Here is a 15,880-nt window from a genome sequence, read left to right as displayed (position 1 = left end):
GTACGGCTCGGGGGCGGTTCGACCGGTGACCGCCCCTGACAAGCCGAAATGGCTTAGCTCCAACCTCTCCCAGCAGGACCTTACAATACCCTATCCCGAGTCACGCCCGTTAACAGCGTTCTGGGCGGATTGTCGGCGACTCGGAAGTAAATCTGGGGATCCTGGTGAAAAATCAGGCATTCATGCCGAGCGATACAGATGTAAACGTCTGACGTGGAAAATCGTGCGAAATTGCGAGGCCCTTCAGAGTTGTACCGAATTCCCGCACTCCGACTCAGATGTTTGGCAGAAGGTCGAAATACTCGTCGTCCTCGTTCTTTCCACCCTCGCCAGCGCCCACTTCCTTTTCGGACCGGACAAACTCGATACGTTCGATCCATTTCACCATCTTGTAACCCAACTGGTTCTCAACGCGCAGCCGAATTGGAGCACCATACACATCTGGTAGGGGCTGTCCATTCATGTGGGTGGCAAGGAGACACTCGGCTTTAACCAGGTTCTCGACCGTCTGGGTTTCATAGTAGGTTCCGCCGTACAGACCACCGCCAAACGAGAAGAAAGCCACAACCTTGGCCTCTGGTTTCGGATGCACCAGCTCAATAAGATTCTTCATGGGCAGCCCCCCCCATTTCGCGATTCCAGTCCAGCCCTGTATGCAGTGATGCATGGTGATGTCTTCGAAGTGCCCGAGGTTTTCGATGTCGGCGAGCGAAAGATCGACTGGGTTCTCGACCAAGCCCCCGACCCTCAGCCGGAAATCGCGGAAGTGATTGGCGGCGAGATGCATCCAGTCTTCTCGTACCGGCATCTTGCCATTCGGCCAGAAGAATGGGGAGATCTGTGCCTCCGAGTAATCCTGACGAGGAACGAGCTGGTTGAGAGTAATCAGTTGCATGGGATACGTCACGAACTTGAGAGCGTGCTGCAGTCGGCGCGGCTGATTCCATGAGAGGTAATGCGCAAGCACCCAGGAGAGCACGACTACTCCGATTCCGACGAACCCCCAGAAAATGCCCGCACTGCTCTGATTGTCCGTGCCCATGACAATGTGGTTCATGTTGCGGGTAAATCCCGTCATGACTACCAACGTGACATGGACAACGAGGAAGCCCAGAAACCCGAGCATGTTCAGGAAGTGGATTGATCGGGCCGACTGCCTGCCGCCGAACAGGCGCGCGTACCACGGGAAATGATTCACCACAGCAGGAGACATGGCGATTCCCGTCAGAATCGCCAGCGGACCGAAGACGAAGAACACGCTGAAATACGCAAGCTGCTGCAGGGAGTTGTATCCATAAAACCCATTCGGTTCTGCCGGCATGTGCAGCGTGGCGTAGTGCACAAAGATATTCCATCCCTGCAGAAGCACGACCGAAGAGGTAGGCACGATGCGCCGCCACTGTTCGGTATCGAAGAGCATGATAGCGAAGAGAATTCCCGTCACGATGAATCCGTGGACGTTGATGAAGTGCCAGACTCGTGCGATGCCGATGGTGTGTCGATACCCCGGCGTGCCGACCAAAGGCGAGATATACCGGGAGTCGTCCTTCGCGGTCCACAAATGGTCCCGAGGAACAGGAAGTGGCGTGAACCGAATCCATTCGCTGCCTGGTGTGCAGTCATCATTGAAGTAGAGCCTTGGATGATCCATCAGGATAGACAGTCCACTGCGAATCAGCATCATCACAAAAAAGAAATTGAAGAAGTGGCAATATCTAACCCACAGCGGAAATCCGTGGGGCCCCGCGGTGTTCGTCATCTGCGAAACTTCAGGAACTGTGGGCAGACCTGAAAGGGCAACTTCTATCCATGCGACCACAAGCACCGCGATCACGATGGTGGCGATACCGATGAGAATGGAAGGACGTACCCAGATTCGAAACCGGCGGTCTTCTGGGACATGCACCGCGCGGTGTGCTACATCGAAATGAACCATAAATACGTAGATTCGAAACGAGGTGAATAGTTTGTGCGGGTGAACTGCCTCGTCGCCGAAGCCGAGTGTCAGGGCAACATCATCTATCGTATTACGATACACTAAAAGAGGGGCGACGATGGACTACAAATTCGTTAGTGACCTGTTGGCTACGGCAGAAGTTCCCAAAGAAAATATCCATAGCCAGGTGCTGCAGAAAGACGATGTGAACATCACGCTCTTTGGGTTCTCGGCTGGCAGGAGCTCTCGACTCATTCGGCTCCTACTCCGGCCATCCTCCGCATTCTTAAGGGTGAGGCGGACATAACAATCGGAGAAGACGTTCAGGAGGCAAAGGCAGGTTCCTTCGCGTACATGCCGCTGGTGCTGCCACATGCTATGACCGCAAAGACTCCGACGACGATGCTCCTGGTTCAAATCAGGGCGCTAAAGAAATCGTGGCTGAGATCTGCTTGTTTCGCAGAGGTGGAGCAATCGATGAGAAAAGCAACCGAGGCCTTAGAACGAGAGCACAGAGTGATCCAGAAAGCGGTAGCCGTCATGGCACAAATCGTCCCCCAACTTGAATTCCGTCACGCAGTCAGCGCAGAGGTCCTGAGGGACCTGTTGCAGTTCATGCGAGAATTCAGCGACCAATGCCATCATGGAAAAGAAGAAAGCTTCTTCTTCCCGTATCTGGAGAGTAAGGGCGTGCCATCGACTGGCTGCCCACTGTCAGCCTTGAAAGGCGAGCACGTCAAGTCGCGACAGCTTCTCGACGACCTAAACTCCGCGGCAGCCGCATATATCAACGATGCTGAACGAGGGCGCCTCCCACTCATTCAAGTGTTGCAGAGTCTTGTAGCTCTCTATCCCGCTCACATTTGGAAAGAGGACTATCTGCTATTTCCAATGGCGGACAAGATCCTTTCCGAAAGCGACCAGGAACTTTTATTGAGTCAGTTTGAGAAGGCAGAAGAGGTCCTTGGCACCAACGCTCACGAGCGATTTGAGGCGCTTGCAAACGAACTTTCCGAACGCATCGATCACTGCCCGCAATGTGATCAGCTCGCGAGGCGCGCATGAATCTAAGTTTCAACATCCTTGATCACGCGTTCATCCGCATGCCATGTAAAGCGTGCGGACAGACGTACGAAGTTCCGTTAAGCGACGTTCTGTTGTCGCATACTGTGGTCCGATGTGGCTGCCCCGTTCACCAAGAGACGGAATGTCCACCTCTGTTCCAAATTCGACTACTCGACCGTGAACCCATCGAGACGCTTAGTTCAGCCTGGCATCAACTCGCCGACCGAGCGAATTTGGACGGCGGAGAACTTGTGTTGCGAGAAGGCGACCCATCTGAGCACAAGGGCCAATGCGACACTAACCCACACACAACCACCTCCCAAAAGCCTCACGCTGCGGACGGGAGAATACGCCAACCGGTGCCTACCTCGGGGGTTTTACTGACCTTCGATCTCGCCAAGGAGGTTGGGCGGTTGCTTTCGGAGCAGCCGTGGCAAGCCGAACACACGGCAAACACGATCGCCAAATATCCAGACTTGCGGGTTGTACTAGTTGCCCTCAAAGCTGGAGGCCGTCTGCACGAGCACCGGACGGCAGGCCGGCTTTCGATCCAGACGCTCTCAGGCGAGATCGACGTTCATGTTAACGGCAGAACAGTCGAAATGCATGTCGGCAGTCTGCTCACTCTGGAGCGCGATGTCATACATGATGTTGAAGGAAAGACCAACAGTGTCTTCCTTCTTACGATTGCCTGGCCAGGGTAGGTATTCTGCGGTGCTCGAACTCGTAGAACAGGCACAGGCCGAAACCGCGATGAGGAATGCCGCAGACAAGTCCCGTATGTCGGCATATTCAGACCGGATGGTCGGGGTCCGCAAATCGACCGGCAGCTAAGCATCTTGTAAAAAACCAGGCATTCATGCCGAGTATTCATTCGTGGAGGCGAAAGTCGTATTCTCCATATCAGTTCGTTTAAGTTGCAAGGAACCAATGCAGAGTCCGTTCACTGTGAGCGAAATCCTACTCTGTTCCATGAGCTTTTCGCGAGCGAGGTGAGGTGGGTCGCAGTCCAGACGATGAACGATTCTCCTTTGAAGTTCGCCGAAGTTGATCTTCACTCATCTTGCCGTTTAGCCAAGGCAGCGATGCGGCGAAGCATCCCGGCAAATATCCAGCGATGGACGGGAAATAGCGCGTACCAGTAGATCAAGCCCCACAGCCCTGCGGGATCGAAGATGGCAGTCTGCCGAACGGTTGATCCTCCGGATTTAGGCTCGACTTCGAATTGAAGCCACGCCCGGCCCGGGACTCTCATCTCGGCGGCAAGGCGGAGGCGTCGGTCTGGCTCAAACGCTTCGACTCGCCAAAAATCAAGCGCATCCCCGACCGACAAGTGCTCAGGATCACGACGGCCCCGTCGCAATCCCACACCACCCAAGAGGACGTCCAGGGATCCGCGAATCCACCAAAGGAAGTTAGCGAAGTACCAGCCGTTCTTGCCGCCAATCCGACGAATGGGCGCAAAGGCGGCTCGGGGCGGAACCGCAACCTCGATAGCCCGGGAATCAACAATCCTGGTTCCGAAACGAGCACCACCCCAGGTGGGAGGTTCACCGGAAGAAGAAAACGCGTCTGACCATCGCGTTTCGGCAAATTCGTGGTCTTCATGGATGAGGGAACGAGTGATCGCTTCCCGTATTCCCTTAGGCTTGATGTCGAAGACCGCAAGCGCGCTCTGATTCCTGACGACGGTTGGGTTGCGCAGGCTATCCACCAATATGCGACCGACGCGAGCATAGATGGGAGTGACTAATCCCAACCATAAACTCGAAAGGTGCGGTGTGAGAACCGGCACGGGAATCATCCATCGACGCAAATGGCATTGCACGGCGTACTCCTGCATGATCTCGCCGTAGCTGACTTGATCGGGACCACCAATCTCGAATATCTCTCCCTCGTTAATGGGCAACTCTAAGGCTTGCAAGAGATAGGCAATCACGTCTTCGATCGCAATCGGCTGGGCTTTGACGGCCACCCAACGCGGGCAGATCATCACCGGCAGGCGCTGGACCAAAGCGCGAATCATTTCAAAGGACAGGCTGCCTGAACCAATGATGATCGAAGCCCTAAACTCGATGACCGGAATTCCAGAAGTACGAAGGATGTCGGCAACTTCGAGTCGACTGCGGAGATGAGCCGATAACGAAGGATCCTTTTCCCCCAGGCCACCGAGGTAAATGATGCGACGGATGCCAGCTTCACTAGCAGCCTCGGCGAAATTACGAGCTGCCTGCCGGTCTTGTTCTTCAAACTTGTTAGGCGAACCCATGGAATGAACCAGGTAGTAGGCACAGTCCATTCCAGACAGAACGGCTGGAAGAGATGCCCGGTCCAGGCAGTCTCCCTGTACAACTTCGGTGTTGGCAGCAACGCGTGACTTCAGAAATTCCGGGTGGCGCGCTAAACAGCGGATCGGCAATCCACGCTGCTCCAGAGCCTTGAGCAAGCGCCCACCCACGTAACCGGTAGCTCCCGTCAGCAAGACCGGAGATGGGCGGCCAGGATCGCCTGCAAATTGCATGGTCCTTTGAACCTCATCACTACATTAGAAAAATCGAGCGCACCCAGAGTCCAACGAAGCCCGGCTTCTTGCTTGCATTTATGCCAAATAGAATTTCAGCGTTTCAGGAGAACCGAACAGAAATTGGCCCAGATTCCTGTACGTGCGCTTCTTTCGGCTACTTGTTTCTACGCCTCTGGAATCGAGGTTTGCCTTGCAGGCATCTTCTGCCAAACCATTACAGACTTCCAGCATTAATCATCATTCCGCCATCGATGAAATGAGTGGAGCCCGTAATATAAGAGGCCTGATCCGATGCAAGATATAGAGCAAGCTGCGCGACTTCCTCAGGTTTGCCCCATCTGCGAAGGGGAATTTCCGCAAGAATCGCGTCATTTAGCTTCGGATTTCTTTCTACGTCCAAGTCAATTGGCGTATAAATCGCTCCGGGACCGATGTTATTGACGGTAATCTGGTACGGCGCGAGTTCCACCGCGATGGTCCGCATCAGCATTCGCAAGCCCCCTTTGGTGGCGCAATACGGAGCGTTCGTCGGCATGGGGAGATCTTCGTGGATCGACGAGATGTTGATGATCCTGCCGCCCTTTCCTTGTTGAATCATCTGCCTGGCTGCAGCTTGCGCACACAGAAATGGTCCGGTTAAGTTCACGGCGACGATCTTCTGCCACGTTTCGATCGGATAATCCACGAAGGCGATCTTCTTCTCAATTCCGGCATTGTTCACAAGAATGTCGAGTTGGCCATATGCCGCGATGGTCTTTTCAATCAGATTGTTCACGTCAGCCGGCACAGATACGTCGGCTTCCACACCCGTCGCCTTTCCGCCAGCCTTTTGAATCTTGCCGATGGTTTCCGCAGAAATCTCGGCTTTGCCTACATAATCGACCACCACTGAAGCTCCATTGGCGGCATAAGCGATTGCGATTGCCTGTCCGATCCCGGTTCCAGCCCCGGTGATTACTGCGACTTTATTCTCCAGAGTCATCTGTGCCTCGTAATAGCATCTGATGCAGAGAACATGGACACGATCAAGAAATGCGCAGCTTTGGGGTGGTGATTGCGAAATCCAGGGCGACGTTCAATTTTCAGGTCGAAGCTAATGGCCGCTAGGACAGCATGGTACGTGCTGCGAGAGCACTGGTTCCTTTACGTATTCGAGGGACTGGAGCTTTCCATCTTCATGCTCTCGGCCTGCGCCTTCACCGTGTTTCTGTTCGCTCCGTCCGCGGCCATCGTTCAACTGGTTCCCAGTGCGATCGAGCGCCGGGCTTTCATGGGGATTGCCATGGGATTGACGGCCGTCCTCATCATTCATTCGCCGATGGGCAAACGGTCGGGAGCTCACTTCAATCCGGCAATCACGCTGAGCTACTTGCGCTTAAAAAAGATCGCGGTCCCTGATGCGGTGGGATATGTCATAGGGCAATTCTTGGGCGGCGTGTTCGGGGTTTGGGTCGCCAAGCTTTTCTTCGGTACCCGGCTGGCCGATCCGAAAGTGGACTATGCGGTGACAGTACCCGGAAGATACGGGACCTCCGCCGCCTTCTTCGCAGAGCTCTTCATGTCCGCGCTTCTGATGGCCGCGGTGCTTTGGATGTCGAACCGGCCCGCACTGGCAAAACACACCAGTTCCACGGTCGGCAGTCTGATCGCCTTCTACATTCTCGTTTTTGCCCCGGTATCCGGGTTCAGCATCAATCCTGCGCGGACCTTGGGCTCGGCAGTCTTTGCCCAAGTTTGGACGTCTGAATGGCTCTATTTCGTAGCACCGCTTGGCGGCATGTTGGGCGTCGCGGAGATCTATTCCCGAGTCGTCGGGACGAACGCTATCTTTTGTGCCAAGCTCCACCCCGACCCTCGGTATCTGTGCCCGTTTCGCTGCCATTTTCCTGGTCATTCGCACGATCGTGGAGCGGTCGCTAACAGCGAGGTTGTCGAGGGCATTCGCCGCATCTAAATCTCCATGGGTTCGCATTATGACGTGATTGTCATTGGCACCGGCGCCGGTGGGGGCCCGCTCGCACTTCAACTGGCGAACGCGGGCAAGAAGATCTTGGTCCTCGAACGTGGTCCGTTCCTCCCGCAGGAAAAACTGAACTGGGATACGCAGGCGGTTTTTCTCGACAATCGCTACCATACCAAAGAGACCTGGCAGGACATTCATGGAAAAGAGTTGCATCCGCAGCAGGCGTATTACGTTGGAGGACAGACCAAGGTATTCGGCGCTGCGATGTTCCGCATGCGGGCGCAGGACTTCGGATTAGTGCGTCACAAGGGGGGGATCTCTCCGGCTTGGCCCATCAGCTATTCCGAACTCGAACCTTATTACACGCGGGCCGAGAAGTTATTCGAAGTTCACGGGGACCTCGGCAGCGCCCCGTCGGTTCCCGGAGGCTACGGCAGCTCCTACGATCCCACGGAGCCATTCCACTCGGAAAAGTATCCTTATCCGTCACTCTCTAACGAGCCTCGCATGCAATCCATTGAAGACTCCGTGCGCCGTCTCGGAATTCACACATTTCCAATCCCGCTTGGATTGAAACGTGACGAGGCCGATCCTCTTAAGTCAAAGTGTGTGCGCTGTGACACCTGCGACGGCTATCCGTGCCTGGTCCATGCCAAGTCGGACGCTGACATCAACTGCATACGACAAATCCTTGACCTGCCTAACGTCACGCTTATGACGAATTCCCGCGTGGTCCGTCTACTGACGAGCGCCACGGGGAGAGCCGTGAGTAGCGTCGAAGTCATCCACTCGGGAGCAGATGCAGGAACAGCTACATATTCGGCAGACATCTTCTGTCTGTGCGCAGGAGCCATCAATTCCGCAGTGGTATTGCTTGCCTCTGCCAATGATAAGCATCCCAACGGGCTGGCCAACGCCTCGGATCAGGTCGGGCGTAACTTTATGTACCATCAGGCGGACGCTCTGCTTGCACTTTCGACCGAGCGCAACGAGGACGCCTACACAAAGACCTGGGGTACGAACGACTTCTATTTCCAAGATTCGGATCCTACCTATCCTTTTCCATTGGGGCAAGTGCAGCCCGTAGGGAGCTTTCACTACGAGATGATGAAGGGAGAGGCGCCACCGTTGACACCCGATTTTGCGTTGGTAGGCATGAAGCATCATGCCGTTCCGTGGTGGTTGACGACCGAGGATCTTCCCGATCCGAATAATCGAGTTACGATTCGAAATACAACCCCGCTCGCGGTGGAGAATCGACAACCAGGGCTTGCGGGATCGCACCCCTCCGGAGATACGGGACGTACAAACGAATCTGAGCCGGTGTCCGATCACGCCCCCATGCGCATTCAACTTTCTTACACGCCAAACAACGTTGAAAGTTTCGATCGGCTCAAGGACCGGTGGGTCGATGTATTGAAGCGGGCCGGACATGCCAGTACATCCGTGCCGCTGCATGCTTATTTCAAGAAACGGATTCCCTTGGAAGGCGTAGGACACCAGAATGGCACGTGCCGCATGGGAACCGACTCGGCCTCAAGCGTTCTGGATCCCTACTGCAAGGCACACGATCTCGACAACCTCTATGTCGTCGACGCATCGTGTTTTGTTTCGGCGAGCGCGGTCAATCCATCTTTGACAATCATCGCCAATGCCTTGCGCGTGGCAGACCACCTTTTGGCGGAACGCCTGACTTAGTAAACGGTTTGACGATGTTGTAACTGAGAAGTCGTCCTGTCGCTCCCAATCGACGACTGCGATACAGCGGGATGAGGCCACCTCGAATCAACCGGACGCAGCCGAGACTTACAGTCGCGCCAGCAGTAGACGCGAAGAATATGGCAAAACTACAAGTTGAACCAGCTTTAGCGATTTCTGTCTTCCATATCCACCGTGGCTACTGTTCTTTGCAGCCGCACTTCACGTTGAATCGATAGAAGGTCCGCGGTTCATATGCGGAGCGATTGAGCATCCCGCGATTGCCTGTTGCCGCATGTGTCATTGAGACCTTTATTCTCCTACATTGCGCCTTGCCTATGCCCATCAAAGCAGAGCCGAATAAGCGCACCATTTAGTACCGTTTGGGCTGATGATAGTGAGCAGTACGAACCAAGCGATACTCAGGATGGTCCGGTAGGGGGGTGTCAACCTTACCAAGAACCCAAAGAGGCCTGTAGCCCAAATGATGATCGTCACGAGGGGATAAGGGTCCAGAGGCCGCTGACGACCCCGACATTTCTGCCGAACAGCTTTATGCTGCTGGTGCTAATCCTCTTTCGGGGTCCTTCTACGCTTCTGATTGCAGGCACAAATCCCAGCAGCACGCCCGTCAATGCCGGGACAGGCTTTGGTACTGCATCCAGTGACTGAAAGCAATCCAGCCCAAGAGAAGAACAAATGTCGTGTTTATGTAAACCGCAATTCCAGCAAACGCGCCGATCTTTCAAGACCATTTCATTGCCATGTCCTCCTTCAGAAATCCAGGCCCCACAAACAGAAGAGTGGGGCCCGGCTCGGGTCAGCGGCTCATCTCCGAAGCCACCAGCAGATTGTTCTTTACGCTGAACACTCCTGGGACAGAGCTGGCCTGTGTGTGGGCCATCTGCTTATCCAATTTGCTATCGACAACACCGTGAAGCTCGACATTGCCGTTTTCTACCACAATGCGAATCGGCGCCTGTGGATCAATGGCGTACTTCTGCAGTGAAGAGCTGCCATAGATAGCGCGAGCCAGCGCGATACGCAGACGGTCATCGAAGTTCGAAGTGGGTGCCACCTCGATTTCATCGATCACATCTTTCACCCCGGGCGTGGTCTCCACGACGGCAATGGCTGAGTCCCGGTCCGGGTAATCCCGCACCTTGCCTCCGACCGTTGCAATCCCGTTTTCGACACTCAAGGTCAGATTGTTAAAGACAATCCCATACCCAACCCGGTCGTAGCGCAGTTTGTTCGAGAGCTGATCGCGCAGGATCTCATCGTGAACACTGCTCGCAACCTGAATGTGGTTGCGCACACCGTCAACGTTCTGGATCTTGCGCACCCGCTTCTCGGCATTGACCTTGTCGATGTAAAGCTCTACGCTGCCTTTCAAGGTCACAATGCCGTCTTCTACCGTTGTAGTGACATCTTTGAATTTGTCACGCTTTCCAAGCTCTTCTGACGCCTTGGCTTGAATTTGCTGGTCATAGCGACCTTGGCCTTTTTGTTGCGCGCTGACCGGTAAGGCAAGCGCAAGAAGTAACATCCACATCGCAATCTTTTTCATGATCGTATTCCGTTCTTTCCTAAATTTTGATTTTGGTTGAGGGGGTGAGTGTGGGTCCCGCACACCCACCCTCGTTGTTGCCTGAGGCGCTTAACGCGCTACTGGTTCCGCCGCGAGTTCGTGCATACGCATCCGGGCTTCGTGGTAGTCGATGATGGTGTCCACGTGCCGATACAGCTGGTCTGCATCGCTCCATATGCCATGCAAGTTATCCCTGTACTCGGCGTTCGAGATACTTCGCCGGTCTTCGTTCAGCCAGTTGATGGCGTTCTCCACACGCTGAGCTATGTCTTCAAGGTGAGGTCGGGCAGCTTCAATGGCTTTCTCCTGGAACAACGTCGCCTCGGACTTCATCCCTTCGAGCTCCGTCAACCTCTTGCCCAATTCATTGACCTGCTCCTTGATGAGGTTGAGCTTGTCGGCGTGGGTCTGCCAGCTGAGTTTGGTGTTGCGCCTTTTCGACTCCAAAATTGCGGCGTCGCGTCGAGTTTCAATGGCCTTGCTCTCGAACGCAGCAAGCATGTCGTCAATCTTCGCGACCTGCGAGATTTCGCCCATCGGCGGCTCAATCACGCGGTCAATAACATGAATGACGCCGTTCGTGGCCGAAACGTCGGTCTTCGTAACTCTAGCGTCGTTCAGGCGTACCACACCTTTCAGAACGCTGATACGAACTTCGTGCCCGTTCACGGTCTTGGCCGACGTGAGCTTGGCTACATCGCTCGCGGGGACTCGTCCGGGAAGCACGTGATACGTCAGGATTGAGCGCAGCTGTTCCTTGTTTTCCGGCTTCAGGAGGACTTCAAGTGCTCCCGGAGGCAAGTTATTGAATGCCTGGTCGGTCGGGGCAAGAACCGTAAACGGTCCCGGTCCTTTCAGGGTGTCAACCAGGTCTGCGGCCTTCAGGGCCTTGGCAAGGGTGTTGAACGATCCGGCTTGGACAGCCGTATCAACGACGTCCTGCGGGGTGTGGCCGGCGAATGCGCTGATGCTGAACAGGGCAATCGCCACAACAACCATGTAAAGTCTGTTCATAGAGTGTCTCCTTGTAATCAGGCGTTTGCTGTTGCGCTATCGCCTTCTCAAGTACTCACCCTAGGATTGGAGAACAAATTTGTCTAATAGATGTTTTGGAACTGATACATCGGATTAAACGATGTGTGTCTAAAAGTGTTTCCGCCGGTGGCGCGCCGGATTAGCAAAGAGCTTTTCGCGCGCTGCTTCGGAGATAGTAAGAACGGCGGGATGCTTCAGTTTCCTTTCGGCAGAGATCGCGTAGAAGCGCTCAACAATGGAATCGATGCGACCGATGGAAACGACCCGGTATTGTGCCCGAATCTCATTTTCGATCGCGGTTGGACCGGCAAAGATTCCCGCGCCAGCCTGCCCGAACGTGGTCATGAGCGCCCTGTCCTTAAATTCGCCTATGATGACGGGCCGGATGTTATTCGACTCGAACCACTGTTCCAGCGGACGTCTCAAACTCGATTCGTGCATCGGTAACAGGAACGGTGCCCCATCCAAGCATTTTGGAAAGTTCTTCCGGTAACGGGCTCCTAGTCTCTGGGCTGCAAATAACGTGGCCGTTGAGGTTCCGAGCAGATGGTTGTAGGCTTTCACGGGAACTGTGGGAGGAAGCGGTGCATCCGACAGCACGATATCGATCCGGTGTTCGGCGAGTTCCGCCAGTAGATGCTCCGGCGGGCCTTCGTCACAGACAATCTGCACCGGTTCTGGCATTTGCAACGCCGGACGCAGAACGCGGTAGGCGATCAGTTTCGGAATCAAGTCTGAAACCCCGGCAAGCAGCCTTAACGGGCGTCCTCTAGGCCGGCCTTTCAAGACGTCCTGCAATTCTCGACCAATGCCAAAGATCTCGTCGGCATAGCGATAGACAACCTGGCCGACGTCGGTCAGGGCAAGCCCTCGTCCCTGTTTTACAAACAGCTTCTCTCCGACACTTTCTTCTAATAGCCGCAATTGCCCGCTGATGGTCGGCTGCGCTAGCCGGAGCTTCTCGCATGCGCGAGCGATACTGCCCTCTTTGGCGACAGTCCAGAAGTACAGGAGGTGATGATAGTTGAGCCATTCCATGCTTCCACTCTACATCGGCTTAAACGATCCGTCAGTACGGAACTATCTATTTGTCGATGGATTGGATAGCCCCTATTGTGAGCACGTGAAGTTGCTTTGCGGAGGGATGACGAAATGAAACTGCGATTAGTGGCTCGCGGAATCGAACTTACTGCAGATCTGAAAGACTACATTAGAAGGCGCATCCACTTCGCCTTGGGGCGATTTGCGGGAAGAATCAAGTTTATTTCTGTCCGGCTGGCTGACCTGAATGGCCCTCGTGGCGGTGTCGACAAGAGTTGCGAAATCCGAGTGGATGTTGGACTTCGTCAGGAAGTGATGGTTTGCGAACGGCATGAGAACATACATGCAGCAGTCGCGTTCGCCGTGGCAAGAGCCGATCGAGCAGTACAGCGACAAATAGAGTCGGCCAATACTGAAAGATATAGGGACCGCTTCGACAGTTGAAGTCGGTGATAGCAGCCAACATGTTCGAATTGAAAGAGTATCTCGAGCAAATGACTGCGCGAGAAAGGGATCGAATGTCCAAATCTTGGATCAGCTGGGTCGTGTTCCTTGCAATCTGTTTTCTTGCCGCTGCAATCGGTTCGTGGTTCACGGCGGACTCGGTAAAGACCTGGTATCCCACCCTTGCGAAACCGTTGGGCACTCCTCCTGCTTGGGTATTTGGGCCGGTGTGGTCCATCCTCTATTTCCTCATGGGCACTGCCGCTTGGCTGGTATACCGTCACCGCCCGATCGCAAAGGTTACCGTCGCGCTCACGCTCTTCGTTGTTCAACTCGCACTCAACGCGACATGGTCGTTCGTGTTCTTTGGGCTACGGCAGCCAGGGCTGGCACTGCTCGAAATCCTTCTTCTGCTGGCTGCGATTGTCGCCACGATGAAGTACTTCGCTCATGTCTCCCGGTTGTCCGCGTGGCTGATGATGCCGTATCTCGCATGGGTTCTATACGCCACCTTTTTGAACTTTGGTATTTGGCGGCTTAATAGAGGTGCTCCCTGACGCTGAAATCCAACACGAATACGATCAGGCAGCTTTCGATCTTCGAGTAGACGTCTAGCCCTGCCGCCAATGCTAGTCCGAATCTGTGTATCTCAGTCCGTTAGCTTCAGCTCGGAGTTCTCTGTCTCGTGTGAGTAGCGTCACCGCAATTGAAATTCAACTGATCGACAATCCCTAGAATAAGCATCTCGGGTCGGCCCCTTGTTTGACAGGCAATGCACTCAGTCAGGGAGGGTTGTCATGCAACGACTCGCTTTCTTATTTGCGCTCATTGTCATCCCGGTCAGCTACCTGCTTTCGTCATCCGACAACATACAAGTGAACGCCGAGGCATTGAAGCTCTTTGGACCGCTTCCCGCAGTAATGAGTTCGGCCGACAATCCAGTAACCGACGCAAAGGTGAAACTCGGAAGAATTCTTTACTACGATCCTCGACTGTCAGCGAATCAGAAGATTTCTTGTAATACGTGCCATCCACTTGACGCCTTTGGCGCCGAATCAGAGCCTGTTTCCACCGGCCATAAAAATCAGAAGGGAACCCGCAATGCGCCCACTGTCTACAACGCTGCGGGGCACTTTGTGCAGTTTTGGGACGGCCGTGCCCCCACAGTTGAAGAGCAGGCGAAAGGCCCCATTACGAACCCCGTTGAAATGGCTATGCCCTCGCATGCAGCGGCCGTTCAAGTGATCCGGTCCATGCCGGAGTACGTTGCACTCTTCGAGGCGGCCTTCCCCCACGAGAAGGACCCAATCAATTACACCAATATGGCGCTGGCTATCGGGGCGTTCGAGCGCGGACTTGTAACACCGTCGCGATGGGATGCCTTCCTCCAAGGCGAATCGTCCGCGCTGACGGACGCCGAAAAGACCGGTTTCAACACCTTTACGGCGATGGGCTGTCAGTGGTGCCACTATGGTCCTTATGTCGGCGGATCGGAGTGCCAGAAGCTAGGTGTTGTGGAACCGTGGCCCGGGCAGACTGATCAAGGTCGATACCAAGTCACGAAGGAAGAAACCGACAAGATGGTCTTCAAGGTCCCCTCACTGAGAAACATCAAGAAAACGGGACCATACTTCCATGACGGCTCGGTCTCCACGTTAGACCAGGCAATCCGGAACATGGCAGTTCACCAGCGCGGAGTTACGGTCACGGAGGCACAAGTGAAGTCGATTGAAGCTTGGATGGATTCACTGACGGGCCAGGTTCCGAAGAGCTACATCAAACGTCCGCAACTACCGAAGAGCACATCGCGAACACCACGCCCGAGCGGTGAGTAATTTCTGGCAGGCTGACTCGGGACACAATTAACAGGTGCGTCTTCCTAGCGGAACTGTCTCACTGGAACACTCTGTGAAAGAAAAGCAATGGGGCATGGAGATCGTTGGGGGTGCAGGAAGCCTCGCTACATAGATTCATCATCTTCGCGGGGTCCTGCTCGTCCTCACACAGCTGTTTTGCCTGACCGACCCGCACCATGAGTTCTTCTTAGCCCCTGACGGAACTGCTGGATTACGAACACCACGTTGGTCAGGTCTACTCAGCACGTACCAAAGACAGCCACACACCTGCTGTGTGGGAGCAGGAACATTAGAGCGCCTAGTCTGGCTGCTTGAACTTCTAGAACAGCACCTGCCGAAACCGTTACCAGAGATGCGGACGAAAAATCCTGTATATCTCGATATTGAGACTGAAGGTCGGCAGTCCGAAAATGGACAGGCAGCCAAGCACCTGGTGAAAAACCAGGCATTCGTGCCGAGCGATTCAGATGTAAACGTCTGACGTGGAGACTCGTGCGAAATTGCGAGGCCCCCATTTCCCCGAACCGAGAAAGAGTCCACTTCTAAAATTTAGGCGGAACCTTTTCGGCGGTGATCTGCGAAAGTCGCGCTTGGGGAGACCGCCGCCGCAGGTTGCCGGCCCGGAACTGATTGTCAGGACAGAGCACAGGAATGTTGACCCACGGATTCCCGTGCGACCATAGCACTAGCTCCTTTGGGAAGGAAGAGATGTCGGCATAGATCGCTT

At 54.6% G+C, this 15,880-nt stretch carries 12 protein-coding genes and 1 pseudogene; 6 read left to right on the top strand and 7 right to left on the bottom strand.

The window, feature by feature from the left end:
• Nucleotides 1–274: 274 nt before the first annotated feature.
• Entirely contained in the window at nucleotides 275–2,038 is a 1,764-nt protein-coding gene (locus ROO76_19485; GenBank protein MDT8070356.1) for a molybdopterin-dependent oxidoreductase, read from the bottom strand.
• A gap of 375 nt (nucleotides 2,039–2,413) precedes the next feature.
• Here ROO76_19485 and ROO76_19480 point away from each other — a divergent pair, with 375 nt between their 5' ends.
• Both ROO76_19480 and ROO76_19475 read left to right on the top strand, forming a co-directional pair.
• Nucleotides 2,414–3,001, top strand: a complete 588-nt coding sequence (locus tag ROO76_19480) for a hemerythrin domain-containing protein (protein ID MDT8070355.1) — start codon at nucleotides 2,414–2,416, stop codon at nucleotides 2,999–3,001.
• Between the two features lie 359 nt (nucleotides 3,002–3,360).
• Nucleotides 3,361–3,705, top strand: coding sequence for a hypothetical protein (locus ROO76_19475; GenBank protein ID MDT8070354.1), 345 nt, complete (start codon nucleotides 3,361–3,363; stop codon nucleotides 3,703–3,705).
• Between the two features lie 350 nt (nucleotides 3,706–4,055).
• Here the strand turns inward: ROO76_19475 and ROO76_19470 are convergent, their stop codons facing one another.
• Nucleotides 4,056–5,522: an SDR family oxidoreductase gene (locus ROO76_19470; protein MDT8070353.1), complete on the bottom strand. Its 1,467-nt coding sequence runs from the start codon at nucleotides 5,520–5,522 to the stop codon at nucleotides 4,056–4,058.
• 217 nt (nucleotides 5,523–5,739) lie between these two features.
• Nucleotides 5,740–6,507 (bottom strand): SDR family oxidoreductase, encoded by a 768-nt coding sequence (locus ROO76_19465; GenBank protein MDT8070352.1) that lies wholly within the window; start codon nucleotides 6,505–6,507, stop codon nucleotides 5,740–5,742.
• A gap of 114 nt (nucleotides 6,508–6,621) precedes the next feature.
• Here ROO76_19465 and ROO76_19460 point away from each other — a divergent pair, with 114 nt between their 5' ends.
• Together ROO76_19460 and ROO76_19455 are read left to right on the top strand one after the other, a co-directional pair.
• Nucleotides 6,622–7,479: an aquaporin gene (locus tag ROO76_19460; protein ID MDT8070351.1), complete on the top strand. Its 858-nt coding sequence runs from the start codon at nucleotides 6,622–6,624 to the stop codon at nucleotides 7,477–7,479.
• A gap of 6 nt (nucleotides 7,480–7,485) precedes the next feature.
• Nucleotides 7,486–9,186 (top strand): GMC family oxidoreductase, encoded by a 1,701-nt coding sequence (locus ROO76_19455; protein ID MDT8070350.1) that lies wholly within the window; start codon nucleotides 7,486–7,488, stop codon nucleotides 9,184–9,186.
• A gap of 820 nt (nucleotides 9,187–10,006) precedes the next feature.
• On the opposite strand, the gene ROO76_19450 is transcribed toward ROO76_19455, so the two are convergent.
• The 3 genes and pseudogenes from ROO76_19450 to nhaR form a co-directional block, all read right to left on the bottom strand.
• Nucleotides 10,007–10,756 carry a BON domain-containing protein gene (locus ROO76_19450; protein MDT8070349.1) on the bottom strand — a complete coding sequence of 250 codons (750 nt, stop codon included), beginning with the start codon at nucleotides 10,754–10,756 and terminating at the stop codon, nucleotides 10,007–10,009.
• Between the two features lie 558 nt (nucleotides 10,757–11,314).
• Nucleotides 11,315–11,791: pseudogene (locus tag ROO76_19445) on the bottom strand (fasciclin domain-containing protein).
• Between the two features lie 129 nt (nucleotides 11,792–11,920).
• On the bottom strand, nucleotides 11,921–12,850 hold the full coding sequence (gene nhaR, locus ROO76_19440; GenBank protein MDT8070348.1) for a transcriptional activator NhaR: 930 nt from the start codon (nucleotides 12,848–12,850) through the stop codon (nucleotides 11,921–11,923).
• Between the two features lie 521 nt (nucleotides 12,851–13,371).
• Here nhaR and ROO76_19435 point away from each other — a divergent pair.
• Nucleotides 13,372–13,854 carry a TspO/MBR family protein gene (locus tag ROO76_19435; protein ID MDT8070347.1) on the top strand — a complete coding sequence of 161 codons (483 nt, stop codon included), beginning with the start codon at nucleotides 13,372–13,374 and terminating at the stop codon, nucleotides 13,852–13,854.
• A 240-nt stretch (nucleotides 13,855–14,094) separates the two neighbouring features.
• Complete coding sequence (locus ROO76_19430) at nucleotides 14,095–15,132, top strand: cytochrome c peroxidase (protein MDT8070346.1); 1,038 nt, start codon at nucleotides 14,095–14,097, stop codon at nucleotides 15,130–15,132.
• Nucleotides 15,133–15,695: 563 nt separating this feature from the next.
• On the opposite strand, the gene ROO76_19425 is transcribed toward ROO76_19430, so the two are convergent.
• On the bottom strand, nucleotides 15,696–15,880 hold a 185-nt coding region (locus tag ROO76_19425; protein MDT8070345.1), incomplete at its 5' end, for a hypothetical protein.

This window comes from Terriglobia bacterium (genome assembly GCA_032252755.1).
Lineage (GTDB): Bacteria > Acidobacteriota > Terriglobia > Terriglobales > Acidobacteriaceae > JAVUPY01.
This window is presented reverse-complemented; position numbering and strand designations above follow the sequence as displayed.

Coding starts and splice junctions, on each gene's coding strand:
- ROO76_19480 (MDT8070355.1), top strand. CDS start 2,414: ATGAGAAAAGCAACCGAGGCCTTAGAACGAGAGCACAGAGTGATCCAG.
- ROO76_19450 (MDT8070349.1), bottom strand. CDS start 10,756: ATGAAAAAGATTGCGATGTGGATGTTACTTCTTGCGCTTGCCTTACCG.
- ROO76_19460 (MDT8070351.1), top strand. CDS start 6,622: ATGGCCGCTAGGACAGCATGGTACGTGCTGCGAGAGCACTGGTTCCTT.
- nhaR (MDT8070348.1), bottom strand. CDS start 12,850: ATGGAATGGCTCAACTATCATCACCTCCTGTACTTCTGGACTGTCGCC.
- ROO76_19470 (MDT8070353.1), bottom strand. CDS start 5,522: ATGCAATTTGCAGGCGATCCTGGCCGCCCATCTCCGGTCTTGCTGACG.
- ROO76_19430 (MDT8070346.1), top strand. CDS start 14,095: ATGCAACGACTCGCTTTCTTATTTGCGCTCATTGTCATCCCGGTCAGC.
- ROO76_19455 (MDT8070350.1), top strand. CDS start 7,486: ATGGGTTCGCATTATGACGTGATTGTCATTGGCACCGGCGCCGGTGGG.
- ROO76_19465 (MDT8070352.1), bottom strand. CDS start 6,507: ATGACTCTGGAGAATAAAGTCGCAGTAATCACCGGGGCTGGAACCGGG.
- ROO76_19435 (MDT8070347.1), top strand. CDS start 13,372: ATGTCCAAATCTTGGATCAGCTGGGTCGTGTTCCTTGCAATCTGTTTT.